Below are 23,711 nucleotides of genomic sequence, written 5' to 3'. Positions count from 1 at the left end.
CTTGGCCCGGTCGATATGTCAGGCGTCCCTCCGGCCGAAAGGGTTACATCCGCCGCGCCTCCCGCGCCTTCGCGTCGCTGTCGCCGCGCATCGACCGATCGGCGTACGGTGCCAGCCGGCCGGTGGTCGACCTGCCCGTTCGCCCAGTTATCGCCGATCATCCGTCCCTCTACGGTGTCGGGGCAGTTCACGACGATCGGGGGTTTTGGTGGGTCGAAGAACTACGAGTGCATCGCTGGTGGCCGTGCTGGCCGGTCTGGCGGTGGGTGCCCCCGCGCAGGCATCGGACGACGTGCGGGTCATCACGCGGGAAGGCGTCGTACTGCAGCATCACCGGGTGGCGAAGGCGACCACACCGGTGCGGGGGACCGGAGCAACGCGTTCCGACTTCGACGGCGACGGCGTCGATGACATTGCCGCCACCGCTGATCCTCTCAACGAAAATCTGCCCTCGGGCGCGACCGGTCTGGTCGTCGTGCGCTACTCGTCCGCGCCGCAGGTCGACTACCTCATCGGTGGCGCGACGCCAGAGGGTGGTAGCAACGCCTTCGGGCTGGCGCTCGCCGCCGGGGACTTCAACGGCGATCGGTACGACGACCTGGCCATCGGCAACATGGACGAGTTCGACCCGGGAAACAAGTCCCACGCCGGCGGGGTCTGGGTCATCCCGGGTAGCAGTGCCGGCCTGGTGGTCGATGCGGCGAAGCACTTCAACCAGAGCTCACCGGGTGTCCCGGGCGCGGCGGAGAACCAGGACTGGTTCGGTGCGACGCTGGCGGCCGGCGACATCAACGGGGACGGCCGCGAGGACCTCGCCATCGGCGCGTACGGGGAGGGGATCGGGGCCAAGACGGGCGCCGGCGCGGTCACCGTCCTCTTCGGTGGGGCGACCGGCCTGACGGCCACCGGTGCCCAGTACCTCCAGCAGGACCAGGCCGGGGTGCCGGGTGCGGCCGAGCGCGACGATTACTTCGGTTTCTCGCTGGCGATCGGGAAGGTCAACAACAACCGCTACAACGATTTGGTGATCGGCGCGCTTCGCGAGAACGAAGGCACGTTCTGGGGTGGCAGCGGCATGGTCACCCTGATGTGGGGTTCGCCGAGTGGCGTGTCGTCCACCGGCGCCACCTCGGCCACCGGAGCGGCGGTGCACGCCGCGACCGGCCAGCCCGACACCATCGCCTGGAACCTGGGCGCGACGCTCGCCATCGGCGACGTGAACGGCGACGGGCTGGGCGAGGTCGTCGCCGGCGCGCCCGGCGCCCAGACGCCGGACATCTACGGCGGCCTGATCGCGGTCTTCACGGGGCGGACCGCCGGCCTGTCCGGCGGTGCGGTCCGGATCGTCACGCAGCGCACCCCCGGGGTTCCGGGGGAGCCCGAGGGCTACGACCGCTTCGGCGCGTCGCTGGCGACCGGTGACGTGACCGGTGACGGCCGGGCGGACGTGCTGGTCGGCTCGCCGACCGAGGAGGTGGGCCCGACGGACGAGGGTGGGGTGGTGACCCTGCTCAGGGGTTCCGCCGCGGGGATCACCGGCAGCGGTGCTCAGGCCTTCGACCAGAACCACCCGAACATCCCGGGCACGGTCGAGCGTGGTGACAAGTTCGGCGCGTCGGTCGCGGTGTTGAACCTCAATGGCACCGGTCCGCTGGACGCCGTCGTGGCGTCGACCGGGGAGGAGGTGGCCGGCGACACCGTCGGGTACGCGTCCGGTTCGATGGTGCCGTTCCACGGTTCCACCGGCGGGCTCGTACCGCAGTTCGTCTCGTGGAGCGGCGCGAGCCTGCGTACCGACCGGATCTGGCCCATGCATTACGGCGTCCGGGTCGCCGGGCCGCAGGGCGGCGGCGGTAGGTACTGACCGGCTGCGCCATCGACGGAAGCGCCCGGTCGGTCCGCGAGGATCGGCCGGGCGTTCCGCTTCCCGGGGGGCGGACCCAGCACGCCTGCTCCGACCCACCCACGGCGCGCCGATTTCCCGCGCCCCGGCCGGGTCGTACGGACGCATCGACCGATCGGCCGACGGTGCCACCCGGTCGCCGGTCGACCTGCCCGTTCGCCCAGTTATCGCCGTTCGTCGCTGCCTCTAGCGTGTCGGGGCAATCCACGACGATCGGGGGTTTTTGTGGGCCGAAGAACTATGAGCGTGTCGCTGGTGGCGGTGCTGGCCGGACTCGCGGTCGGTGCCCCCGCGCAGGCGGCGGACGACGTCCAGACCCTCACCCGGGACGGCATCGTCCTCCAGCACCACCGGGTGGCGAAGGCCACCACGCCAGTGCGGGGGACCGGAGGCACCCGTTCCGACTTCGACGGCGACGGCGTCGACGACATCGCCGTCACCGGTGATCCCTTCAACACCAACCTGCCCTACAACTCCGCGACCGGCGTGGTCGTGGTGCGCTACTCGTCCGCCCCACAGGTGGACTACTTCCTCGGGGTGCTGTCCTCCGGCGGTGGCTGCGCCTGCTTCGGCATGGCGCTGGCGGCGGGCGACTTCAACGGAGACCGGTACGACGACCTGGCGATCGGCGACTCCGACGAGGTCGATGCGGGCAACAAGAGCCACGCCGGCGGGGTGTGGGTCGTCCCCGGCAGCAGCAGCGGCCTGGTCTTCAGCTCGACGAAGCACTTCAACCAGAGTTCGGCGGGCGTTCCCGGCGCGGCGGAGAGCCAGGACCGGTTCGGCGCGGCGCTGGCGGCCGGCGACATCAACGGCGACGGCCGCGAGGACCTCGCCGTCGGCGCGTGGGGGGAGGCGATCGGGACCAAGACGGAAGCCGGATCGGTCACCGTCCTCTACGGCGGGTCGACTGGTCTCACCGCCACCGGTGCGCAGTTCCTCCAGCAGGACCAGGCCGGCGTGCCGGGTGCCGCCGAGCGAAACGACAAGTTCGGTTTCTCGCTGGCGATCGGGAAGGTCAACAACAACCGCTACAACGACCTGGTGATCGGCGCGCCCTTCGAGAACGACGGGGCGTCCTGGAACGGCACCGGCATGGTGACCCTGATGTGGGGTTCGCCGACCGGCGTGTCGTCCGCCGGCGCCACCGCGGTCACCGGCGCGGGAATCCTCGGCTCGATCGGCCAGGCCGGCACCTACGCCTGGTACCTGGGGGAGACGCTCGCCATCGGTGACGTGAACGGGGACGGGCTGGGCGAGGTCGTCGCCGGTGCGCCCAGCGCCCAGACCCCGCACATCTACGGCGGTCTGGTCGCCGTGTTCACGGGGCGGACCGCCGGACTGTCCGGCAGTGCGGTCCGCGTCGTCACGCAGCGCACCGCCGGGGTGCCGGGCGAGCCGGAGGACAACGACCGCTTCGGTGCCTCGGTGGCGACCGGTGACGTGACCGGTGACGGCCGGGCGGACGTGCTGGTCGGCTCGCCCGGGGAGGAGGTCGGCCCGACGGACGAGGGCGGGGTGGTGACCCTGCTCAAGGGCTCCGCCGCGGGGATCACCGGCAGCGGCGCCCAGGCCTTCGACCAGAACCACCCCAACATCCCGGGCACGGTCGAGCGCGGTGACAAGTTCGGCGCGTCGGTCGCGGTGTTGAACCTCAACGGCACCGGCCCGCTGGACGCCGTCGTCACGTCGGTTGGGGAGGAGGTGACCGGCGACACCCCCGGTTACCCGTCAGGTTCGATGGTCCCGTTCCACGGTTCCACCGGTGGGCTCGTACCGCAGTTCGTCTCGTGGAGCGGCGCGAGCCTGCGTACCGATCGGGTCTGGCCTCAGCGGTACGGCATCCGGGTCGCCGGACCGCAGAGCGGCGGCCCGCTCTCCTGACGCTCCCTTTCTGCACGACAACGCCCGGCAGCTCCCCGCGAGCGGCCGGGCGTTTCGTGACCCGGCCCCAGGAGATCAGCTGATCCGGCCGGCCGGTCCGCCTACCTTCGGCTCGGTGGCGTGCCGGGGGGCCTCGCCGAGCCGTGCTTACCCCTAAGCTTGCTCCGCACGTAACCGTGGATCTTGGTCGCAAGGGGGTGGGACGTGCGGGTCAAGCAGCTGGCACGCCTCATGGTCGTGGCGCTCGGCGCGACGCTCGGCGTCGCATCGCCGCTGAGCTCCGGCGTGGCGCACGCCGACAGTACGGTCGGGCTCGGCATCACGACGTACTCGCAGATGGTCGTCGACTCGACGCGCGGGCATCTTTTCTTCAGCCCCGGGCGGACAGGGTCGGGCGTGCGGGTGACGGACCTGGCGGGCGGTTCGCAGACGACGATCCCGAACCTGCCGGACGCCTCCGGCATGGCGCTGAGCCCGGACGGGGCGACGCTGCACGTGGCGCTCATCGGGGCGGGCGCCATCGCCGCGATCGACACCAGGACGCTGACCGAGACACGCCGCTACAGCATCGGCGCCGGCACGTGTCCCACCTGGCTGGCTCCCGCCGGCGGGAAGCTCTACTTCGGGTACGGCTGTACGTACGGCAAGGGCCTGCTGGGCTCGCTCGACCTGCGCGGAGAGGCACCGGTCGTGGCCCTCGGCCTGCCGCTCAACGGCACGTTCGTCCGGCCCCCGTTGCTGCGGAGCAGCCCGGCCGACCCGGATCTGCTGTTCGTGGCGGACCAGTCCTCCGTCACCACCCCCTCCTCGGGCAGAGCGACCGTGTACGACGTCTCGTCCGGTACTCCTGCGCTGGTCGCGTCCATGCCGTCGGACACCTGCACCGGCCTGCACGACGCCGCGCTCACACCCGACGCGAGCAGGGTGATCCTGGGCTGTTCATTTCTGAACGGCGACCAGACGGCGGCCGCCACCCAGCACGTGGGTTTCTCGACGACGGACCTGTCGGCGGCGGGCGGTTACCCGTCCGGCACCTGGCCGACGGCCGTGACGACGTCCCCGAACGGTTCGTTCGTGATCGTCGCCAACACCAACAGGTCGGCGGAGACGTCCTCGACGATCCGGGTCGAGCGGCTTGACGGAAGCCTGGTGCGCAGCTACAAGCTGCCGGCGGACACCCACGTCGAGCGGCAGGGCCTCGCGGTCAGCGCCGACAACCGCACGCTCTACGCCGTCACCACCGACCACACCGGGACCAACCCCACCCTGCGGCTGCTGACCGACTTCACGAAGGCCGAGTCCTCGCTCACCCTGTCGGCGCCGTCCAGTACGTACCGGACGAAGATCACGGTCACCGGCACGCTGGCGTTCACCGGTGCCGCCGTGTCGTCGCCGTGGACGCTCCAGGTGGCGAAGCGGGACCGCTTCGGCACCCACGTCCTGCCCAACGTCACGACCACCGCGAACGGGACGTTCTCCTTCACCGACACGCCGCGCTTCGGTGGGGCCAACACCTACACCGTCACCTTCCCTGGCGACGCCGGGCACCTGGCGTCCAGCCGGTCCGTCACCGTGCAGGTGTCCCTGTTCACCACCGCGACGACGCGGTAGCCCGCGGCCGGGTTCGCGCCGCGACGGTGACCGCCCAGGCGGCGACCACCGGCAGGTCCTGCCGCCACTGCTCGTGAGATGCGGAAACGCCCGGTCGATCCATGAGGATCGGCCGGGCGTTCTCCGTGTGTGCGGCCTGGTCGGTGGGCCGACCCCGCAGGGCCGGCCCACCGATGCTCACGTGGTCGGGGCGCTGGCGTCCCGGTGAGTGAGCCGGTATGCCGCGTCCTTTCCGTCCGTCTCCAACAGCACCGTGACGGGGCCGTCCGGCAGGCTACAGGTCCGGGTGCCTTCGGCTTCGAGACCGCTCTGGCGGCCGCACCGCCAGCGGCCTCCGCTGTCGAAGACCGACACATCGGCGACTCCGGTGCCGGCGGTGCGCTTCCAGGTGAAGCTCTCCATCGCGGCGTGCTGGTCGGCCGGGATGGAGAAGCAGGCCACGAAGCGGTCCGCCCCGGTGGTCACCGCGGTCTCCACGTTCCTGGGGAGCACCGGGCAGGCGGGCGGTCCGTCGACCCGGGAGAAGGCCATCGCGTACGTGGCGGTGGGCCTGTTGATGACGCCGTTGATCAGGGCGAAGAAGGGTGCCTGCCCGATCAGTTCGCAGCTGTACGCGTTTGGCGAGCCGCACACTTCGGCGCCGGTTGCGTCCACCACCCGGGTCTCCGTCCGCCTGTCTGCGAACCCTTCGACCGGCTCCGAAAGCACGACCTGGGAGCCGGCCGGACTGGTCAGCTGGAGGCAGTTGATCTGCCCGGCGACCTGGAAGGCACCCCGGTGCGGCGCGTCCCGCCAGCCGGTGTCCGACACCGTGGCACAGCCCGACGGCGCCCACGGCACGACCGCGGCGGCGTGCTCGACATCGTTCTCGACCAAGCGCTGCGGCTCGAACACCAGTGTGTACCGGCCGGCGGTGGGAAAGTCGCAGCGGCCGGGGTGGCAGATCGTCCGCCCATCGCGGTCGTACACCAAGCTCAACACGGCGTCGTTGGTCGCGCTGACGGCGCGGAGTCGGTACCCGCCGGCCTCCGCGATCTCCACCGCGCGGCAGCGGATCCCGGTCAGTGCCGGCGCGGCGTCGTAGCTGCCGGGTACGAGGGTGGGGCAGCCGGCGGCGTCGGTGAGCCGCCGGATCTGCACCTGGTACGTCAGATCAAGGCTGTTGGAGACCCACCGCGACGGAAACCAGATCATCCGGTAGGTGCCGTCGGCCGGGAGCACGCAACCGCCGTCGCTGGGGGACCAGTCGTTGGGGGACAAGTTGGTGCAGATCCGGGTGCCGCTCTGGTCGACCAGCCATTCGATTGTCTCGACCGGCCCGGTGTACGCGACCACCCGGTCGCCGGCCCTGCCCTGAAACGGATGACAGGTGGTCTGCACCGGTGAGGTCAGCCGCACCTGCAGGGTGGGCTGGTCCCAGGAGATGCCGGTGCTGGCCCCGCACCCGTCGACGCTGTGCAGCGGGGTCACCGCCACCTGGTAGTCGCGCGCCCTGGTGTCGTTGCCGCTCCACGGCAGCAGCGTGTACCGCCCCGCCGTGGGCAGGTTGCAGTACTCGACGGAGGACTGGTCGCAGATGTACCGCCCGACGTTGTCGTACAGTCTCCACTCCATCGCGGACGGGTCGATGCGGACCGTGACCTGAGCGGTGGTGGTGGTGGAGAACGAGTGGCAGGCCCGCTCGTTCGGCTCCAGCCGGCCCCGGCCGACGGCCGCGCCGGGGTCACCGAACGGGGCCAGCGGCAGCGTCGGGCAGCCGACCGCCTGGGAGATGCGCGGCAGCCTGAGGTTGTACGCCGTCGCCTTGCCATCGATGTGCTCGACGAAGACCCGGTACGGCCCGGCCGTGCTCAGCGTGCAATCGGCGAAGCTGACGTGGGACTGGCAGAGCTGCTGGTGGCGCGCGTCCGTGATTTCCGCCCGCAGGCCGGTGAGATCACGCAGGTGCGGCTCGGCAATGAAAAACTTGCTGCCGATGGGCTGGTCAAACGTGAAGCACCGAGCGGCCGACCCGGCCGAGAGAGTGCCGCTGACCCCTGCCGACGCCCACGAGAAGGCGTCCGCCGGCAGTTGCTCGCAGGTTGACGGCGTCCGCCTCGACTCGACAGAAAGGGTGTAGCCCCCCTTCCCGCTGCCGTTCGTGGTGCTGACCGTGAGCGTGTAGGGGCCGGCGGGGCCGAGTCGACACTCGTCGAGGTATTCGTGGTAGGCGTTGATCTCGCAGGCTTTCCAGCCGTCCTGGTGGTTCACCCGGATGGTGAGGCTGACCCCGGACATCTCCACAACCTGGAGGTACAGCACGTCCGAGTCGGCGGTCGTGGTGAGCGTCCAGGTGTCCTGGGCCTGGCCAATGATCAGCCCGCAGTTGTTGACGGTGCCGAAGGTCAGCTTGCCGCCGCAGAACGAGCGGGGTTTCCGGGGGGCGGGGGTGATGGTGGCTGACCGGGTACGGGTCTGCTCCGTGGTCAGCCCGGCCGCCGTCTCTGCCGACGACGCCGTGGGCGTGGGGGACGCGGCGCGGGCCGGGGCGGTCGGCGACGACGCCCGGGGGGTCGCGGTGGCGGTCGGCGACGACACCGGGGAGACGGCGCCGGTGGACGCGGTGACGGTGGACGAACGGGCGGTGGCCGCGGTCGGCGTCGTCCCGCTGACACCTGCGGCCGACGGTCCTACCAGGATCGCCGGAACGGTCAGCACGGCCGCGGCGACCAGCGCGATCCGGGGGACTCCCCTGCGCGGCCGGTTCTCGGGGCAGGCGGACAGGGTTGTTCTCACATCAACTCCCCCATGAGATGCCGCGCGGCGACCCCGCGGGCGAGGAGATGATTCCACGGAAGCCGATCTTCGACAATCCGCCTTACATGCCGTCGGTGCCGCTGGTCAGCAGGGGCCGTAGCCCTCGTCGAAGAGGCGGCGGGCCCAGTCGGCGTACCCGGCGATGATCTCCCGCACGGAGGTGCCGTCGTGCAGGAAGAGGTACGCCCGGTCGCCGTCGCGGGCCAGCAGCCCGTCGAACCGGTACGTCCGCTGTGGAGCGTCCAGCCGGACCGCCGACGGGTAGTTGGCCAGCACCTCGTCGACCGGCGTGCCGACGGTGATCCCCTCGGGTGTGCTCATCGGGTCGTCGAGCCAGAGCAGCACCAGCCGGTCGTCCACGAAGATGGGGCTGGCCGCCCCGTGCCCGGCCAGCGTCGGCCCGCAGGCGTCGACCTCGGCGCGCAGCACACCCCGGCGGGTCAGCTCCTGCTCGCTGTCGCCGAACTCGATCTCGGCCAGGCCGCTCAGGTGGACCACCTCGGTGTCGCCGACCGGGCGGGCCGGCACGTCCGAACCCTGTGGACGGACACCGCTCCCCGAGATCGAGGCAGCCGTCAGCAGCGTGGCAATGAATACGAATTGTCGCAATTTCATGGAATCCCCCAGTCCCCAACGGAACCGGGCCGCTCAGGTTGCTGCTCCTCGCCGGATTGCCGGTATTCCCACTCCTCCGCCAGCTCGTCCCAGTAGTCGGCGGACAGGCCCCGCCGTCCGTGGACCAGCCAGCCGTCGGTGTGCCGCTCCAGGTGCAGACCCAGCTCGGCGAAGGGGTCGATCCACGGGCCGGGTTCGGTGCCCAACCGGGCCAGCGCCGCGTTGATCGGCCACTCTGGACGCGGCCCGTCGAGGAGCCGATCGACCCGCGGCCCCCAGCTCACCTCGCCACCCAGCCACACCACCGCCGACTGGTAGCCGAGACCCCCGGCGAACTCCGCCTCCAGGTACGCCACCGGCCCCCGCCGCGACCAGCGGGCCAGCAGCTCCGTCAACGCCGGCGAGAGGAGCAACTGGAACGGCTGCTCCGCGCTCGGCTCGTCGGTGGCGAAGTCGGGCAGCGCCCCGGTCAGCTCCTGGACGAGTTGCGGGGTCACCGGCAGCAGCGCGAAGTCCTGGCGTAGCGCGGCGAGGACGGCGTGGTCCAGCTCGGCGGTCTGCTCGCGGAGCAGCTCGACGTCCGCGACCACCGCGCTGAGCTGGTAACTCATCCGAGCCCTCCGGCATCCACAGGCTGTGGATGGAACATGTGTACGACGGATCCGGTGCCGCCGCAGATCACCGGACGGTACCCGCCGGATCGTCGGCCATCCGCCCCGTGCTGGCCGGAGCCCTGTTCCGTCAGGGTCGGGGCGCTCGCGCTCGGGTCAGGCCCGCTCGGTGACCCGGGCGACGAACGCGCGCCAGGCCGCTGGCGCGAAGACGAGCGCCGGTCCGGTCGGGTCCTTCGAGTCGCGTACGCCGACGATGCCGGGCAGGTTGTCGGCGACCTCGACGCAGGCACCGCCGTTGCCGCTGCTGCGGCTGCTCTTGCGCCACCGCGCGTTGTTCAGGCCCACGTCTCCGCCACCTCCGTTAGGTCGAACTGGTTGCCAGCGGACGGCGCCTGACCCTTCGGGGCCGGCGCTCCCGTTAAGCCTCCGGTCAGGCCCACTCGGCGACCCGGGCGACGAACGCCCGCCAGGCCGCCGGCGCGAAGGCCAGCGCCGGTCCGGTCGGGTCCTTCGAGTCGCGTACGCCGACGATGCCGGGCAGGTTGTCGGCGATCTCTATGCAGTTGCCGCCGTTGCCGCTGCTGCGGCTGCTCTTGCGCCACCGCGCGCCGTTCAGCTCCATGTCTCCGCCACTTCCGTGATGAGATCGACTGATTGCCAGTGGGACAAGGCCTCGCCGCGCACGTTCTCCCACGCTGCCATCATGGCCGCGATGTCCTCTGGGTCGCTAACCACTTGTCCCTGGAGTTGGTTGTCGAGGTAGCCGGCGATCCGGTGGTCGTGGCTGGTGGCGATCACGAAGGGCCCGTTGAGGCCCGCGTAGGCGCCCACCGTGGACGGCACGACGTGTACCCGGACGTGCGGCTCGGCGCACGCCGTGACCAGGGCCCGCAGTTGCTCGTGCATGGTGGCCCGGCCTCCGACCGGCCGGCGGAGGACCGCCTCGTCGACGACGGCCGTGAACTGCGGCGGGTCGTCCCGCCGGAGGATGCCCTGGCGGGCGAGCCGAGCCGCCAGATGCCGCTCCACGTCGCCCCGGGGAAGCTGGCCGGCGCCCGCGAGCACCGCACGGGCGTACTCCTCGGTCTGAAGGAGGCCGGGCAGCACGACGGATTCATACGACCGCAGCGACACCGCCTCCCGCTCGATTTCCTGCCACGGCCGGAACCAGATCGGGTCCCGACGTCTCGATGTGTCCGGCCATATGTCCGCCACGTCCCGGCCGAGCGCTTCGGCCGCCGTGAAGCGGTGCCGAGGGTGCGGGATGCGGCCCTCGGTCAGCCAGCGCGCGACCGTCTTCGGGTCGACGCCGACGCGTTCGGCGAGAGATTCGGTGGTGTGCCCGGTGTCGCTCAGCGCCGCCCGTAGCGCGTCGTTCACGGCCCCTCCATCGGATGTCTCGAATATCCGCCGACCATATAGCTACGCGGTGTACCTGTCCTGTGACGCGCGGAAGGGTGGTCGCACAGGACGGCGCGGCCGGTGGAGGTGATCCAGCCCGGCGGCCGGCGTCAGTCCGGGGCCGCCTCGACGGGGAGGCGGGGCGGCCCCCTCCACCGCGAAGGAGGCTCCGCCCATGCCGTCCACGACCCGCGTCGCCGTCGGCGCCACGATCCGCGTCGCGGCCGACGCGTACCGCTTCGGGAAGGGGCCGCTGACCCTGTGGATCACCGAGGTGCTGAGCGTCGGCCGGTTCGAGGGGGCGCTCTGGGCCGAGCTGCGCGGCCACGAGGTGAACCCGGACGGCACGCTCCGCATCCGCCAGCGCTTCGCGTTCGTCCGGGTCGACCGGGCCGTCGCCGTCGAGGTGCCGTCGCGGTGAGCCGCCGCCGGGAGCACGTCCCGACCCGACCCACCTGGCGCTGCCAGGCGTGCGGGATCGCCTGGCCCTGCTCGGCGGCGAAGCTGCGGCTGCTCGCCGAGTACCGCCACGACCGGGCCGCGCTCACCGTCTACCTGGCGACCCTCCAAGCCGAGGCCGCCGAAGAATTGGCCGGTTACGGTCCTGGCACGCCCCCGGTGGGCCTGATTGACCGGTTCGTCTCCTGGGCCCGCGCCCGCGGGTGACCTTTCTCGCGTACGACGAAGGGCCGGCCCCGTGCGGGGGCCGGCCCTTCGTGTCGCTCTGTCGAGCGGAGGATACGAGATTCGAACTCGTGAGGGTGTTAACCCAACACGCTTTCCAAGCGTGCGCCCTAGGCCTCTAGGCGAATCCTCCGCGAGCCAGGATACAGGTCCCCGGCGGGCCGGCCACCCCACCACCCCCTGATGATCCACCTGGAGTCGGGTAGGCTGGTGTCACCTCCCGTGCGGCGGTATCTCGTGAACCTCCCCAGGGCCGGAAGGCAGCAAGGATAAGCGAGCTCTGCCGGGTGCACGGGAGGCCTTTTTGTCTCCGGGCGCCGGTACCGTACCTGCGGGGTCAGGTCACGGGGTGGTGGGTGGTCACCCGCGCCTGACCGGCGCAGAATGGCTCGGTCGAGAGGAGGCGGTACGGGTGGCACTGGCCCTTTACCGCAAGTACCGGCCGCGCACCTTCGCCGAGGTCATCGGGCAGGAGCACGTCACCGAGCCGTTGTCGCAGGCGCTGCGCAGCGGCCGGCTCAACCACGCCTACCTCTTCTCCGGCCCCCGGGGCTGCGGCAAGACCTCCAGCGCCCGCATCCTGGCCCGCTCGCTCAACTGTGAGCAGGGCCCCACTCCGGAGCCCTGCGGCACCTGCGCGTCCTGCCGCTCGCTGGCCACCGACGGCACCGGCTCGATCGACGTGATCGAGATCGACGCAGCCAGCCACGGTGGTGTCGACGACGCCCGCGAGCTGCGCGAGAAGGCGTTCTTTGCGCCGGCCAGCAGCCGCTTCAAGATCTACGTCATCGACGAGGCGCACATGGTCTCGTCGGCCGGCTTCAACGCGCTGCTCAAGCTGGTCGAGGAGCCGCCGGAGTACGTCAAGTTCATCTTCGCCACCACCGAGCCGGAGAAGGTCCTCGGCACGATCAAGTCGCGGACCCACCACTACCCGTTCCGGCTGATCCCGCCGAAGACGCTCCGGCCGTACCTCGAACAGCTCTGCGAGGCGGAGGGCGCCACCGTCGAGCCGGCGGTCTTCCCACTGGTGGTGCGCGCCGGCGGCGGCAGCGCCCGGGACAGCCTCTCGGTGCTCGACCAGCTCATCGCCGGCGCCGGCCCGGAGGGGGTCACCTACGCCCGGGCCGCCGCGCTGCTCGGCGTCACCGACTCCGCGTTGATCGACGAGATGTGCGACGCGTTGGCCGCCGGGGACGGCGGTGCCGCGTACGCCACCGTCGACCGGGTGGCGGAGGCCGGGCACGACCCGCGCCGGTTCGCCTCCGACCTGCTGGAACGCCTGCGCGACCTGATCGTGCTCCAGCAGGTGCCGGACGCCGCGGCCAAGGGTCTGATCGACGGCCCGGCCGACCACATCGAGCGGATGGCCGCGCAGGCCCAGCGGCTCGGCCCGGGCACCCTGTCCCGCTGCGCCGACATCGTGCACAACGGCCTGGTCGACATGCGCGGCACCACCGCGCCCCGGCTGCTGCTGGAGCTGATCTGCGCCCGGATGATGCTGCCCGGCGCCGACGACACCACCGGCGGCCTGCTCCAGCGCCTGGAACGGATGGAGCGCCGGCTCACCCTGGGTGGCGCCGAGCTGCCGTCGGCCGCCGCCGGCCCCGCGCCGGTCGCCCCCGCTTCTCAGGTACGCCCCGAGCCCGCCCCCGCCGCCCCGAGCGCGCCCGCCCCGGCCGTGGAATCGCGGGACGTCGCCGTGCCGGCGGCCGCCCCGGCGGCGGAGCCGGTGACCCCGCAGGCCGCGCCCCGTCGGGTGCCGCCGGAGGCGGTGATGCCCGACCCGGCCACCCCCGCGCCGCCCCGTCCGGGCAGCAGCTCCCCGGGTGCGCTGGACGCGGTCGCGGTACGCCGTGCCTGGCCGGACATCGTCGCCAAGGTCAACCGGATCAAGAAGCCCGCGGCGGCGCTGATGCGCGACGCCGTGGTCCGTGACGTGGACGGCGACACCGTGGTGCTGACCGTCAAGTCGCCGGTCCTCGCCCAGATGATGGGCAACCACATCTCCGTGCTGTCCGACGCGCTCTACGAGGAGTTCGGCGGTCGCTGGCAGATCCGCTGCGAGGTGGCCGGCGAGCGTGGCGCGGCCACGCTCGGTGGCCCGAGCCGGGCGGCGGCGCCGACCCGACCGGCTTCCCCGCCGACCCCGACGCCCGCCGGCCCGGCCGCTGCCGGCCCGACCGGCGTGGGCCCCAGCGGCCCGTCCAGCGCGGCCAACGGCGTGGGCCCATCTGCCGCGACCAACGGTGCAGGCCGGTCCGACGCGACCAACGGTGGAGACCTGGGCGGTCCGGCGGGTCCGAATGGCGTGGGTCCGCGCGCTGCGTCGGGTGCTTCCGGCGGTGGAGCCGCCGGCGGTCCGGCCGGCCAGTCCACCGGCCGTGGCTCGGCCGGTGGCCCGGGGGCCGGGGGAGCTGGGACCGCCATGGGCGCAGCCGGTTCGGCTCACGGTGCCTCCGGTCCTGCCGGCGATGCCGGTGGCCCGGCGGGCAGCGACGGCGGGCGGCCCGGTGGTGCGGGACAGCCCGGTGGTGCCGGCGGCCCGACCGGCCCTGCGGCCCGGGCCCAGGCCGGTCCGGCGACCCACGGCGGGACCGGCCCGGCGGCGAGCGGCCCGAGCGGCCCGGGTGACGGTGCCGGAGACGACGAGGACTGGCCCGAGCCGGCCCGCCCCGGCGGTGCGGGCGACGGCGACGAGGGCTGGCCCGAGCCGGCCCGTCCGGGTGGTGCCGCGACCGCCACCCCGGGCGGCGACGACTGGCCGGAGCCCGCCCGCCCGGGTGGGGCGACGGCCACCGCGACCGCCGTACCGAGACCGGCCGGCCCGCAGTCGGCACCGTCGCCGGCCCCGGCGGCGGCGACCGGCGGCGCGCCGGTGAGCAGCGCGATCGCGGCGGCGCGGGCGGCTGCGGCGGCGGCCGGCACGGGCAAGGCGGCACGCCCTGCCCAGGCGGCACGGAAGACCGCGGACGCCGACTGGGCCGGCGAGCCGCCGTACGACCCGGACTTCGACGGGCCGCTGCGCGGCGGCGCCCACCCCCAGCCGGCGGCAACCCCGGCGTACGAGGGGTTCGACCCTGGTGACGAGCCGCTGGACGAGGTGATCGACGAGCGGACCGCCCGGCAGTCCAGCGAGGAGCAGGCGGTGCAGTTGCTCCGGGAGGCGTTCGGCGCCGAGAAGATCGACGAGGTCGACGCGCGCTGAGCGCGCGCCGGCCACCGAGGACGTGTGTCGCCGCCCGACTAGGCTGGGCGCGGCCGAGCAGACGAGTGCGAGAAGGAGCCCTCCGTGCGCCCAGGTGGACAGCCGAACATGCAGCAGATGCTGAAGCAGGCGCAGAAGATGCAGCAGCAGATTGCCAAGGCGCAGGCCGAGCTGGCCGAGGCCGAGCTGACCGGCACCGCCGGCGGCGGCCTGGTCACCGCGACCGTCTCCGGCGCCGGTGAGATCAAGAGCATCAAGATCGACCCGAAGGCGGTCGACCCGGAGGACGTGGAGACCCTGGAGGACCTGGTCGTCGCGGCCCTGCACAACGCCGCCGAGGCGGCCAAGGAGCTGACCGAGAAGAAGATGGGTCCGGTCGCCGGTGGCATGGGCGGCCTCGGCCTGCCCGGGTTCTGAGCCGGCTGATGTACGAAGGTGCCATCCAGGACCTGATCGACGAGTTGGGGCGGCTGCCGGGCGTGGGCCCGAAGAGTGCCCAGCGGATCGCGTTCCACGTCCTGTCGGCGGACCCTGCCGACGTCAACCGGTTGGCCGGCGCGTTGCGCAAGGTCAAGGAGCTGGTCCGGTTCTGCACCACCTGCTACAACGTGGCCGAGTCCGACCAGTGCCGGATCTGCCGCGACCCGCGCCGCACAGACGAGGTGCTCTGCGTGGTCGAGGAGCCCAAGGACGTGGTGGCGATCGAGCGGACCGGTGAGTTCCGGGGCCGGTACCACGTGCTCGGCGGGGCGATCAACCCGCTGGAGGGCATCGGGCCGGACAACCTGCGCATCCGCGAGCTGATGACCCGGCTCAGCGGCGGGACGGTCCGGGAGCTGATCCTGGCCACCGACCCGAACACCGAGGGCGAGGCGACGGCGACGTACCTGGCGCTGATGGTCAAGCCGATGGGCATCTCGGTCACCCGGCTGGCCAGCGGCCTGCCGGTCGGCGGCGACCTGGAGTACGCCGACGAGATCACTCTCGGCCGCGCCTTCGAGGGCCGCCGCGCCGTCTGAGCCGTCGTACTGGGCGGCCGAGTCGCATCCGATGGGTCCACGCGAACAGGCGTGGACCCATCGGCGTTCTCCTCGTTGATCAACCTCATGATCAACCCGAGGTGTTCCACTCGTCCGTGCGGGATCGGGTGCGGGTATGCCGCTGGCCGGCACCCCGGGTTCGGGGTGCCGGCCAGCGTGATCGTTCAGGTGGGTCAGTTGTTCCAGTGCTTGGCGACGAGGTCGGCGGCCTGCTTCTCCCACTGGGCGTAGTGGTCCGGGTAGGCCGAGACCTGCACGGTCTGCGCGGCCTTGGTCAGCGGCATGTCCTTCCAGCCGTCGACCTGCTTCAGACCCTTCAGGAACGCCATCGTCGAGTACTCGGGGTCGGTGATCTGCTCAACGGTGCCCCAACCGCTGGAGGGGCGCTGCTGGAACAGGCCCTGCGAGTCGTGGTCGTTGCGGTCACCCAGGTGACCCAGGTTCTCCAGCTTCGACTCCTGCAGCGCGGTGGCGATCGCGACCACGGCGGCCCGCTCGTCCATGCCCGACTTCTTCGTCGCGGCGATGATCGCCTTGACGTTGGCGGTCTGCTCGTCGTCCAGGTCGATGCGGGACTGCTTGCCCTGCACGCCGTGCGGGATCAGCTTGCTCTTGTCCACACCGGGCTTGTCGGCCTGCACCACGGCAACCGACTTCGCCTCAGCGGCCGGGGCGGCGTGGGCGTCGGTGACGGGGCCGGCGAAGACGCCGCCGGCGAAGGCGAGACCAGCGATACCCAGAACGCTCTTACGCAGAATGGTGGTGTTCATGGGGGAAGCTCCTTCAGGGGGTTGACGCCGCCGGTCGACCGGGGGATCGACATGACAGGCGGCGTAAGCACCACGAGCAGGCGCTCACACATACAAGGGGAAAGTCTCTGCCCGGCAGGCTTCGCAAGCGGGGGCTCACGGCGCCGGGTCCATGTGTAACGACCGGCGGCCCACCATCATTCCGGGGCCCGGCATCCCGGGCCGGCCACGTGATCGGGCCAGGCCAGCAGGCTTGCTGCTGCGATCGTCCAGGTGATGTAACGACACCGGCCCGGCCGCCATTCCGCCGCCAGGGTGCCGCCGGTCACGGGACCTGGGACCCGATCCGGGCACGAACCGGACATAGCGCCGGGCGGACACCGGCGTGAAGCGGACAGCCGCCGCAGATCATCCCGGCCCGGACCATCCGCCCGTGCTGTTCTGGGGCCAGTGGTTTGTCGCCGCACGACGACCCGACCGGACCTCGACCGACGCCGTTTCGCCGAGATGGCGGCCTCCACGCCGATCCGACACCGCCACGCCAGCGACATCGCCACGCCAGCGACATCGCCGCGACGGCGACATCGCCGCGACGGCGACACCGCCGCGACGGCGACACCGCCGCGACGGCGACACCGCCACGCCAGCGACACCGCCACGCCAGCGACACCGCCGCGACGGCGACACCGCCACGACGGCGAAATCGGCTGACGCCCACCCGACCCGGACGCCGATCACCGGACGTCGACGGGTGAGGACCGGTCGCCTCGGCCAGGCGGACACCGTCCGTCCGCCTGGCGGCAGGTAGGGCGGGTGTCCGCGTACCCGAAGAGGAGCCGGCGGGGGCGGGCGGTGGTGCGGAGGGAGGGTTTGCGGTGTTTCGGTGGGTTCTGGCCGGCGGGGCGGGATCGGTCCGGGCCGGGGTGCCGGGTGTGACAGTCCCGTTTGTCGGCCGATCCGAGGCTGTCAGACGCGGTCACTTGGTGTCGGCTTGATAGCGATTGCCTAACGGCCGTTCCGCTGCGGGTGAGTCCTGTCATAGCCTCCCGCTCACGGACCGGCCATGAAACCGGCGTGGTCACGCGGATGACAGAGGTGAGAGATGCAGGCGAGAAGGCTTAGAACGGCCGTGACCCTCGCGGCCGTTGCAGCCCTGGCGGTCGGCGCGGCCGGCTGTGCGGAAAGCGACCGCAGCGACGACAGCGGCGAGGCCAAGACGGGCGGCACCTTCATCTTCGCGGGTGCCGGTGACCCCAAGAACTTCGACCCGATCTTCAACGACGACGGTGAGTCGTTCCGGCCGATCCGGCAGATGTACGACACCCTCATTCAGCACAAGCCGGGCACGGCCGAGCTTCAGGGCGGCCTGGCGGAGAGCTGGGAGCACGACCCCGAGGGCAAGGTCTGGACCTTCAAGCTGCGCCAGGGCGTGAAGTTCCACGACGGCACCCCCTTCAACGCCACGGCGGTCTGCTTCAACTTCGACCGCTGGTACAACATGAAGGGCGCCGCCGCCCAGTCGCAGATGATCTACTACATGGACGTCTTCGGCGGCTTCGCGAAGAACGAGAACCCCGACGCCGGCAAGCCGGTCTACAACAAGTGCGAGGCCAAGGACGACGGCACCGCCGTCATCACCCTCAACCAGTACAAGGGTGCGTTCCCCGGCGCCTTCGCGCTGACCGCGCTCTCGATCGCCAGCCCGGAGGCCCTGAAGAAGGGCGACGCCGACACGGTCAAGCAGAACGGCGACTCCTTCGAGTACAGCTCGTTCGCCACCAGCGGCCCCGTCGGCACCGGTCCGTTCACGTTCGGCGGCTGGGACAAGGCCAAGAACGAGATCACCCTGAACCGGAACCCGGACTACTTCGGGGAGAAGGCCAAGGTCGACAAGCTGATCATCAAGATCATCAAGGACGAGAACACCCGCAAGCAGGAGCTGCGCGCGGGCACCGTCCAGGGCATCGACTTCCCGGCCCCGGCCGACCGCAAGGCGCTCGAGGGTGAGGGCTTCCAGGTCGTCGCCCGGCCGGCGTTCAACATCCTCTACCTGGGCATCAACCAGAAGAACCCGAAGCTGAAGGACCTGCGGGTGCGTCAGGCGATCGCCTACGCCCTCAACCGTCAGCAGCTCGTGCAGACCAAGGGCCCGGGTGGCTCGAAGGTCGCCGACCAGTTCATGCCGGACACCGTGCTCGGCTACGCCCCGGACGTGCAGAAGTACGAGTACAACCCGGAGAAGGCCAAGCAGCTGCTCAAGGAGGCCGGCGCCGAGGGTCTGACCCTCAACTTCTACTACCCGCCGGACGTCTCCCGGCCGTACATGCCGAACCCGCAGGAGATCTTCACGATCCTCGCCAACGACCTGCAGGCCGTCGGCATCAAGGTCAACGGCGTGCCGCGTCCGTGGAACGGTGGCTTCAAGGACGACGTGCAGCAGTTCGGCAAGCAGGACCTGCACATCCTGGGCTGGACCGGTGACTACAACGACCCGGGCAACTTCGTCGGCACGTTCTTCGGTCGGGGCAAGGTCGAGTTCGGCGACCAGTCGATGACCGAGATGTTCGACGCCATCGCCAAGGCCGACGGCACCGTCGACGAGGCGGCCAAGAAGGCGGCCTGGGAGCAGGTCAACCGGGACATCGCCAGCAAGTGGCTGCCGGCCGTGCCGGTCTGGCACGCCCCGCCGGCCATCGTCGTCACCAAGGACGTCAAGGGTCTGGTCGCCAGCCCGCTGACCGACGAGCGGTTCAACACGGTCAGCGTCACCAAGTGACGTACGTCGGCTGACGCCGTAGGCGCGTATCGGCCCGGGTCGGGGGCTCCACCCCGGCCCGGGCCGATTCCGCGAACATCGAGAGTCTGGTGTGTGAGAGATGTTGCGAGTCATAGTCCGCCGCCTGCTGCAGCTGGTGGTGACCCTGATAGCGCTGTCGGCGCTGATCTTCATCTGGCTGCGGAACCTGCCCGGCGGCCCGGTGGAGGCGCTGCTCGGCGAGCGGGCCACCCCGGAACGCCGCGCCCTGCTGATCAAGGCGCTCGGCTACGACCAGCCGATCCTGGTGCAGTACGGCAAGTTCATGCAGCGGGTCCTCACCGGGGACTTCGGCAACTCGATCCGGACCGGTGACCCGGTCAGTGAGGTGATCGGGCGCGCCTTCCCCGCCACCATCGAGCTGGCCCTCGCTGCGATGATCATCGCGGTGGGCCTGGGTATCCCGCTCGGCTACCTCGCCGCCCGCTGGCGCGGTCGCTCCCTCGACAACCTGACGATCGCCGGCACCCTGATCGGCATCTCGATCCCGATCTTCTTCCTGGGCTACCTGCTCAAGGACGTGTTCACCCAGAACATCCACTGGTTTCCGCCGTCCGGGCGGGTCACCACCGGGCTGGACAACACCAACATCACCGGGTTCTACGTCCTCGACGGCCTGCTGACCCGGGAGTTCGACGCCAGCGCCGACGCGCTCTGGCACCTGATCCTGCCGGCGGTCACGCTCGCCACCATCCCGCTGGCGGTGATCGTCCGGATCACCCGGGCCAGCGTGCTCGACGTGCTCAACGAGGACTACGTGCGCACCGCCGAGGCCAAGGGCCTGCGGCACCGGACCATCCGGGGCCGGCACATCCTGCGCAACGCCCTGCTGCCGGTGGTCACCACCATCGGCCTGCAGACCGGCGCGCTGCTCTCCGGCGCGGTGCTCACCGAGAAGGTCTACAACTGGGGCGGGCTCGGCACGCTGATCGTCGACTCGATCACCGGTGGCCGGGACTACCCGGTGCTCCAGGCGATCATCCTGCTGGCCGCCCTGGTCTTCGTGGTGGTCAACCTCCTGGTCGACCTCTCCTACGCCTTCATCGACCCGAGGGTGCGTGTCCGATGACCGATCCGACCACCCAGGCCGGCGCCACCGCGCCGGCGCCCCGTACCGGTGACGAGCGCACGGGCGGCGTGAGCGAGCGGAACATCGGCCTGCTCGGCGACCGGAAGAAGGCGCGGCTGGACGAGCTGGCGCGGGCCACCGCCGACAACGGCGGCGTCAGCCTCTTCCGCGACGCGCTGGGGCGGCTCCGGCGCAACCCGGTCGCCATCGTCGGCGCCATCATCGTCGGGCTGTTCATCCTGGTGGCGGTCTTCGCGCCGCTGATCGCGCCGCACGACCCGGCGCAGGAGTTCGACGCGCTCACCAAGAACCTGACCGTGGAGAACATCCCGGGGGCCACCGACGGGCACCCGCTCGGCTCCGACCCGCTGGGTCGCGACTTCCTCTCCCGGCTCATCTACGGCAGCCGACAGACCCTCTTCGTCGGCGTGCTCGCCACCCTGATCGGTCTCTCCCTCGGCGTGCTGCTCGGCGCGATCGCGGGGGCCTTCGGTGGCTGGGTCGACGTCGTCCTGATGCGACTCACCGACGTGATGCTGGCGCTGCCCAGCCTCCTGCTGGCGATCACCCTGGTCGCCATGGCGAGCAAGTCCAGCCAGTGGACGGTCATCTTCGCGGTGGCCATCGTCAGCGTGCCGATCTTCGCCCGGTTGCTGCGTGGCTCGATGCTCGCCCAGCGGGAGAGCGACCACGTGCTCGCCGCGCGGGCGCTCGGCGTCAAGGAGCGCAACATCGTGCTGCGGCACATGCTGCCCAACTCGCTGACCGCGGTGATCGTGCAGGCCACGCTCACCTTCGCGGTGGCGATCCTGGACGCGGCGGCGCTCTCCTTCCTCGGCCTCGGCGACCCGGACATCAACCGCGCCGAGTGGGGCCTGATGCTCGGCGTGGACGGCGTCCACTACTTCGAGGCCCGCCCCGAGCTGGCCTACTACCCGGCGCTCGCGATCATCGTGGTCGCGCTCGGCTTCACCCTGCTGGGCGAGGCGATGCGCGACGCAATCGACCCGAAGAACCGGCGGTGAGGGCGGTGCGGCGGACCAGCACGGCCGGCGTGGGCCGCCGGCGAGGGCGAGGAGTGAGCTTGCGAGCCCCGCAGTCGCGGGCGACGGACCAGTGCCGGCGAGCGCGAGGAGTGAGCTTGCGAGCCCCGCAGTCGCGAGCGAAGGACCAGTGCAGTGAGGAAGTGACCCGATGAGCCTGCTCGACGTACGCGACCTGAGCGTGGTGTTCCAGCGGCGGGGCGAGCGGCCGTTCACCGCCGTGGACAAGGTGAGCTTCAGCGTGGAGCCGGGCCAGACGGTCGGCCTGGTCGGCGAGTCCGGCTGCGGCAAGTCCGTCACCAGCCTCGCGATCATGGGCCTGCTGCCCAGGCGGGGCAACAAGGTCAGCGGCGAGGTGCTCTTCGACGGCGCCGACCTGCTCAAGCTCCGCCCGGACGACATGCGGGACCGGCGTGGCCGGGACATCGGCATGATCTTCCAGGACCCGCTCTCCTCGCTGAACCCGGTGATCCCGATCGGTGTGCAGGTGGCCGAGGTGCTGGAGCGGCACCAGGGGATGGACCGCAAGAAGGCGCTGCGGGAGGCCCGGGAACTGCTCGACGCGGTCGGCATCCCGGACCCGGAGCGCCGGCTGAAGGAGTACCCGCACCAGATCTCCGGCGGCATGCGGCAGCGCGCGCTGATCGCCATCGCGCTGGCCTGCAAGCCGCGGCTGCTGATCGCGGACGAGCCGACCACCGCCCTGGACGTGACCATCCAGGCGCAGATCCTCACCCTGCTCAAGCAGTTGGTCGACGAGACCGGCACCGCGCTCATCATGATCACGCACGACCTCGGTGTGGTGGCCGGCCTCTGCGACACGGTGAACGTGCTCTACGGCGGCAAGGTGGTCGAGCGGGCCGCCCGGCACGAGTTGTTCGCCCGGGCCCGGCACCCGTACACCCACGGGCTGCTCAGCTCGGTGCCCCGGCTGGACTCGCCGCGCGGCGAGCGGCTGCACGCCATCCGCGGCTCGGTGGCCGACAACATCCCGTGGGCCGAGGGGTGCGCGTTCGCGCCCCGCTGCGACAACGTCGTGGACGCCTGCCTGGAGGGTCCGCCCCCGCTGGAGCCCACCGCCACCGGCGGCGACCTTCGCTGCAACAACCCCGTTTCCGAGGAGGTGGCGGTCCCGTGACCGAGCGGACCGGACCACTGGTCGAACTGCGCGACCTCAAGGTCCACTTCCCGATCAAGAGCGGCCTGCTCTTCGACCGCACCGTCGGGTACGTCTACGCCGTCGACGGCGTCTCGCTCGCCATCCGGGCGGGTGAGACGTACGGGCTGGTCGGCGAGTCGGGCTGCGGCAAATCGACGCTGGGCCGGGGCCTGCTGCGGCTGGTCGAGCCGACCGACGGCGAGATCCTCTTCGACGGCGCCGACGTCCGGCAGCTCAAGGGCGAGAAGATGCGCCTGGCCCGCCGCCGGATGCAGATGATCTTCCAGGACCCGCTGTCCAGTCTGGACCCCCGGCAGTCGGTGGAGTCGCTGCTGGTCGAGGGGCTCAAGGCGCACGGCCTCGCCAACGACAAGGCGGCGACGAGCCGGCGGCTGCGGGAGACCCTGGAGGCGGTCGGCCTGCCCGCGTCGGCGCTGAGCAAGTACCCGCACGAGTTCTCCGGCGGCCAGCGCCAGCGCATCGGCATCGCCCGGGCGCTGGTGCTCAACCCGGAGCTGATCGTCGCCGACGAGCCGGTGTCGGCGCTCGACGTGTCCATCCAGGCGCAGGTGCTCAACCTGCTGGAGGACCTCCAGAACGAGCGCGGCCTGACGTACCTGATCATCGCGCACGACCTGGCGGTGGTCCGGCACATCGCCGACACGGTGGGCGTGATGTACCTGGGTGGCCTGGTGGAGGAGGCGTCCAGCGACGACCTCTACCGGGAGCCGATGCACCCGTACACCAAGGCGCTGATGTCGGCGGTACCGGTGCCGGACCCGCTGGTGGAGGACCGCCGCGAGCGGATCCTGCTCGCCGGCGACCTGCCCTCGCCGACCAACCCGCCGTCCGGGTGCCGCTTCCACACCCGGTGCCCGTGGGCGCAGCCGACCCGCTGCGCCGACGAGCGGCCGGCGCTGCGCGAGGTGGTCGGCGGGCACAAGGTCGCCTGCCACTACGCCGAGGAGATCGCGGCCGGCCGGATCCGGCCGCACGAGGTGGAGCCGGAGCTGGTCCGGCCGGACGACGGTGGGGCGCCGGACACCGGTGAGCTGATCCCGACGCCGTGAGCGTGTGCCGAGGCCCCCAACCCCGCGCGGGGTTGGGGGCCTCGGCGTGT

General features: G+C 71.5%; 20 protein-coding genes, 1 tRNA gene and 1 other RNA gene. 14 read left to right on the top strand and 8 right to left on the bottom strand.

The genetic code is table 11. The features are described from left to right. Nucleotide 1: 1 nt before the first annotated feature. The 3 genes from ACTMS9_RS21265 (at nt 2) to ACTMS9_RS21255 (ending at nt 5,398) form a co-directional block, all read left to right on the top strand. Nucleotides 2-1,864 carry a hypothetical protein gene (locus tag ACTMS9_RS21265; RefSeq protein ID WP_441165773.1) on the top strand — a complete coding sequence of 621 codons (1,863 nt, stop codon included), beginning with the start codon at nt 2-4 and terminating at the stop codon, nt 1,862-1,864. A gap of 279 nt (nt 1,865-2,143) precedes the next feature. Continuing rightward, nucleotides 2,144-3,787, top strand: coding sequence for a hypothetical protein (locus tag ACTMS9_RS21260; RefSeq protein ID WP_441165772.1), 1,644 nt, complete (start codon nt 2,144-2,146; stop codon nt 3,785-3,787). A gap of 204 nt (nt 3,788-3,991) precedes the next feature. Then, nucleotides 3,992-5,398: a hypothetical protein gene (locus ACTMS9_RS21255; protein ID WP_441149529.1), complete on the top strand. Its 1,407-nt coding sequence runs from the start codon at nt 3,992-3,994 to the stop codon at nt 5,396-5,398. Between the two features lie 177 nt (nt 5,399-5,575). Here the strand turns inward: ACTMS9_RS21255 and ACTMS9_RS21250 are convergent, their stop codons facing one another. The 6 genes from ACTMS9_RS21250 to ACTMS9_RS21225 form a co-directional block, all read right to left on the bottom strand. Then, entirely contained in the window at nt 5,576-8,173 is a 2,598-nt protein-coding gene (locus ACTMS9_RS21250; protein WP_441149530.1) for a hypothetical protein, read from the bottom strand. A 105-nt stretch (nt 8,174-8,278) separates the two neighbouring features. Then, complete coding sequence (locus tag ACTMS9_RS21245) at nt 8,279-8,773, bottom strand: hypothetical protein (RefSeq protein ID WP_441149539.1); 495 nt, start codon at nt 8,771-8,773, stop codon at nt 8,279-8,281. Nucleotides 8,774-8,805: 32 nt separating this feature from the next. Continuing rightward, the gene (locus tag ACTMS9_RS21240; RefSeq protein WP_441149531.1) at nt 8,806-9,420 is read right to left on the bottom strand and encodes a hypothetical protein; all 615 of its coding nucleotides are present in this window, start codon (nt 9,418-9,420) and stop codon (nt 8,806-8,808) included. 156 nt (nt 9,421-9,576) lie between these two features. Further along, nucleotides 9,577-9,768: a DUF397 domain-containing protein gene (locus ACTMS9_RS21235; RefSeq protein WP_441165771.1), complete on the bottom strand. Its 192-nt coding sequence runs from the start codon at nt 9,766-9,768 to the stop codon at nt 9,577-9,579. 85 nt (nt 9,769-9,853) lie between these two features. Then, the gene (locus tag ACTMS9_RS21230; protein WP_441165770.1) at nt 9,854-10,045 is read right to left on the bottom strand and encodes a DUF397 domain-containing protein; all 192 of its coding nucleotides are present in this window, start codon (nt 10,043-10,045) and stop codon (nt 9,854-9,856) included. Continuing rightward, entirely contained in the window at nt 10,036-10,803 is a 768-nt protein-coding gene (locus tag ACTMS9_RS21225) for a helix-turn-helix domain-containing protein (RefSeq protein WP_441165769.1), read from the bottom strand. The genes ACTMS9_RS21230 and ACTMS9_RS21225 overlap by 10 nt, the downstream gene beginning before the upstream one ends. 196 nt (nt 10,804-10,999) lie before the next feature. On the opposite strand from ACTMS9_RS21225, the gene ACTMS9_RS21220 reads away from it, so the two are divergent. Next, nucleotides 11,000-11,245, top strand: coding sequence for a hypothetical protein (locus ACTMS9_RS21220; protein ID WP_441165768.1), 246 nt, complete (start codon nt 11,000-11,002; stop codon nt 11,243-11,245). After that, on the top strand, nt 11,242-11,490 hold the full coding sequence (locus ACTMS9_RS21215; protein WP_441165767.1) for a flavin reductase: 249 nt from the start codon (nt 11,242-11,244) through the stop codon (nt 11,488-11,490). Before ACTMS9_RS21220 ends, ACTMS9_RS21215 begins: the two co-directional genes overlap by 4 nt. 66 nt (nt 11,491-11,556) lie before the next feature. On the opposite strand, the gene ACTMS9_RS21210 is transcribed toward ACTMS9_RS21215, so the two are convergent. Next, nucleotides 11,557-11,641: transfer RNA gene (locus ACTMS9_RS21210), tRNA-Ser, on the bottom strand. An 81-nt stretch (nt 11,642-11,722) separates the two neighbouring features. Here ACTMS9_RS21210 and ffs point away from each other — a divergent pair. The 4 genes from ffs to recR all read left to right on the top strand — a co-directional run bounded on the left by ffs (nt 11,723) and on the right by recR (nt 15,735). After that, nucleotides 11,723-11,812, top strand: an RNA gene (gene ffs, locus ACTMS9_RS21205) — signal recognition particle sRNA small type. A 108-nt stretch (nt 11,813-11,920) separates the two neighbouring features. Next, on the top strand, nt 11,921-14,716 hold the full coding sequence (locus ACTMS9_RS21200; protein ID WP_441165766.1) for a DNA polymerase III subunit gamma and tau: 2,796 nt from the start codon (nt 11,921-11,923) through the stop codon (nt 14,714-14,716). A 108-nt stretch (nt 14,717-14,824) separates the two neighbouring features. Further along, nucleotides 14,825-15,133 carry a YbaB/EbfC family nucleoid-associated protein gene (locus ACTMS9_RS21195; protein WP_218896632.1) on the top strand — a complete coding sequence of 103 codons (309 nt, stop codon included), beginning with the start codon at nt 14,825-14,827 and terminating at the stop codon, nt 15,131-15,133. Between the two features lie 8 nt (nt 15,134-15,141). After that, on the top strand, nt 15,142-15,735 hold the full coding sequence (recR, locus tag ACTMS9_RS21190) for a recombination mediator RecR (RefSeq protein ID WP_179802253.1): 594 nt from the start codon (nt 15,142-15,144) through the stop codon (nt 15,733-15,735). Between the two features lie 194 nt (nt 15,736-15,929). Here recR and ACTMS9_RS21185 read toward each other — a convergent pair whose 3' ends face one another. Continuing rightward, nucleotides 15,930-16,526 (bottom strand): hypothetical protein, encoded by a 597-nt coding sequence (locus ACTMS9_RS21185; RefSeq protein ID WP_441165765.1) that lies wholly within the window; start codon nt 16,524-16,526, stop codon nt 15,930-15,932. A 1,081-nt stretch (nt 16,527-17,607) separates the two neighbouring features. On the opposite strand from ACTMS9_RS21185, the gene ACTMS9_RS21180 reads away from it, so the two are divergent. From ACTMS9_RS21180 to ACTMS9_RS21160, 5 genes are all read left to right on the top strand, one after another. Next, complete coding sequence (locus tag ACTMS9_RS21180; RefSeq protein ID WP_210776036.1) at nt 17,608-19,281, top strand: ABC transporter substrate-binding protein; 1,674 nt, start codon at nt 17,608-17,610, stop codon at nt 19,279-19,281. A gap of 100 nt (nt 19,282-19,381) precedes the next feature. Beyond that, entirely contained in the window at nt 19,382-20,389 is a 1,008-nt protein-coding gene (locus tag ACTMS9_RS21175; RefSeq protein ID WP_210776037.1) for an ABC transporter permease, read from the top strand. Then, complete coding sequence (locus tag ACTMS9_RS21170) at nt 20,386-21,414, top strand: ABC transporter permease (RefSeq protein WP_280837382.1); 1,029 nt, start codon at nt 20,386-20,388, stop codon at nt 21,412-21,414. Before ACTMS9_RS21175 ends, ACTMS9_RS21170 begins: the two co-directional genes overlap by 4 nt. Nucleotides 21,415-21,583: 169 nt before the next feature. After that, the gene (locus ACTMS9_RS21165) at nt 21,584-22,570 is read left to right on the top strand and encodes an ABC transporter ATP-binding protein (RefSeq protein ID WP_210776038.1); all 987 of its coding nucleotides are present in this window, start codon (nt 21,584-21,586) and stop codon (nt 22,568-22,570) included. Continuing rightward, on the top strand, nt 22,567-23,661 hold the full coding sequence (locus tag ACTMS9_RS21160; RefSeq protein ID WP_441141883.1) for an ABC transporter ATP-binding protein: 1,095 nt from the start codon (nt 22,567-22,569) through the stop codon (nt 23,659-23,661). The genes ACTMS9_RS21165 and ACTMS9_RS21160 overlap by 4 nt, the downstream gene beginning before the upstream one ends. Nucleotides 23,662-23,711 lie beyond the last annotated feature (50 nt).

It is taken from the genome of Micromonospora sp. L31 (assembly GCF_052068075.1).
Classification (GTDB): domain Bacteria; phylum Actinomycetota; class Actinomycetes; order Mycobacteriales; family Micromonosporaceae; genus Micromonospora; species Micromonospora purpureochromogenes.
The sequence above is the reverse complement of the archived record's forward strand: the minus strand, read 5'-3'. Positions and strand labels throughout refer to the sequence as shown.

What these genes read in the sequence shown, in the direction of transcription:
- ACTMS9_RS21260 (WP_441165772.1), top strand. Translation starts at nt 2,144, where the DNA reads ATGAGCGTGTCGCTGGTGGCGGTGCTGGCCGGACTCGCGGTCGGTGCC.
- ACTMS9_RS21240 (WP_441149531.1), bottom strand. Translation starts at nt 9,420, where the DNA reads ATGAGTTACCAGCTCAGCGCGGTGGTCGCGGACGTCGAGCTGCTCCGC.
- ACTMS9_RS21230 (WP_441165770.1), bottom strand. Translation starts at nt 10,045, where the DNA reads ATGGAGCTGAACGGCGCGCGGTGGCGCAAGAGCAGCCGCAGCAGCGGC.
- ACTMS9_RS21170 (WP_280837382.1), top strand. Translation starts at nt 20,386, where the DNA reads ATGACCGATCCGACCACCCAGGCCGGCGCCACCGCGCCGGCGCCCCGT.
- ACTMS9_RS21195 (WP_218896632.1), top strand. Translation starts at nt 14,825, where the DNA reads ATGCAGCAGATGCTGAAGCAGGCGCAGAAGATGCAGCAGCAGATTGCC.
- recR (WP_179802253.1), top strand. Translation starts at nt 15,142, where the DNA reads ATGTACGAAGGTGCCATCCAGGACCTGATCGACGAGTTGGGGCGGCTG.
- ACTMS9_RS21180 (WP_210776036.1), top strand. Translation starts at nt 17,608, where the DNA reads ATGCAGGCGAGAAGGCTTAGAACGGCCGTGACCCTCGCGGCCGTTGCA.
- ACTMS9_RS21185 (WP_441165765.1), bottom strand. Translation starts at nt 16,526, where the DNA reads ATGAACACCACCATTCTGCGTAAGAGCGTTCTGGGTATCGCTGGTCTC.
- ACTMS9_RS21165 (WP_210776038.1), top strand. Translation starts at nt 21,584, where the DNA reads ATGAGCCTGCTCGACGTACGCGACCTGAGCGTGGTGTTCCAGCGGCGG.
- ACTMS9_RS21175 (WP_210776037.1), top strand. Translation starts at nt 19,382, where the DNA reads ATGTTGCGAGTCATAGTCCGCCGCCTGCTGCAGCTGGTGGTGACCCTG.
- ACTMS9_RS21220 (WP_441165768.1), top strand. Translation starts at nt 11,000, where the DNA reads ATGCCGTCCACGACCCGCGTCGCCGTCGGCGCCACGATCCGCGTCGCG.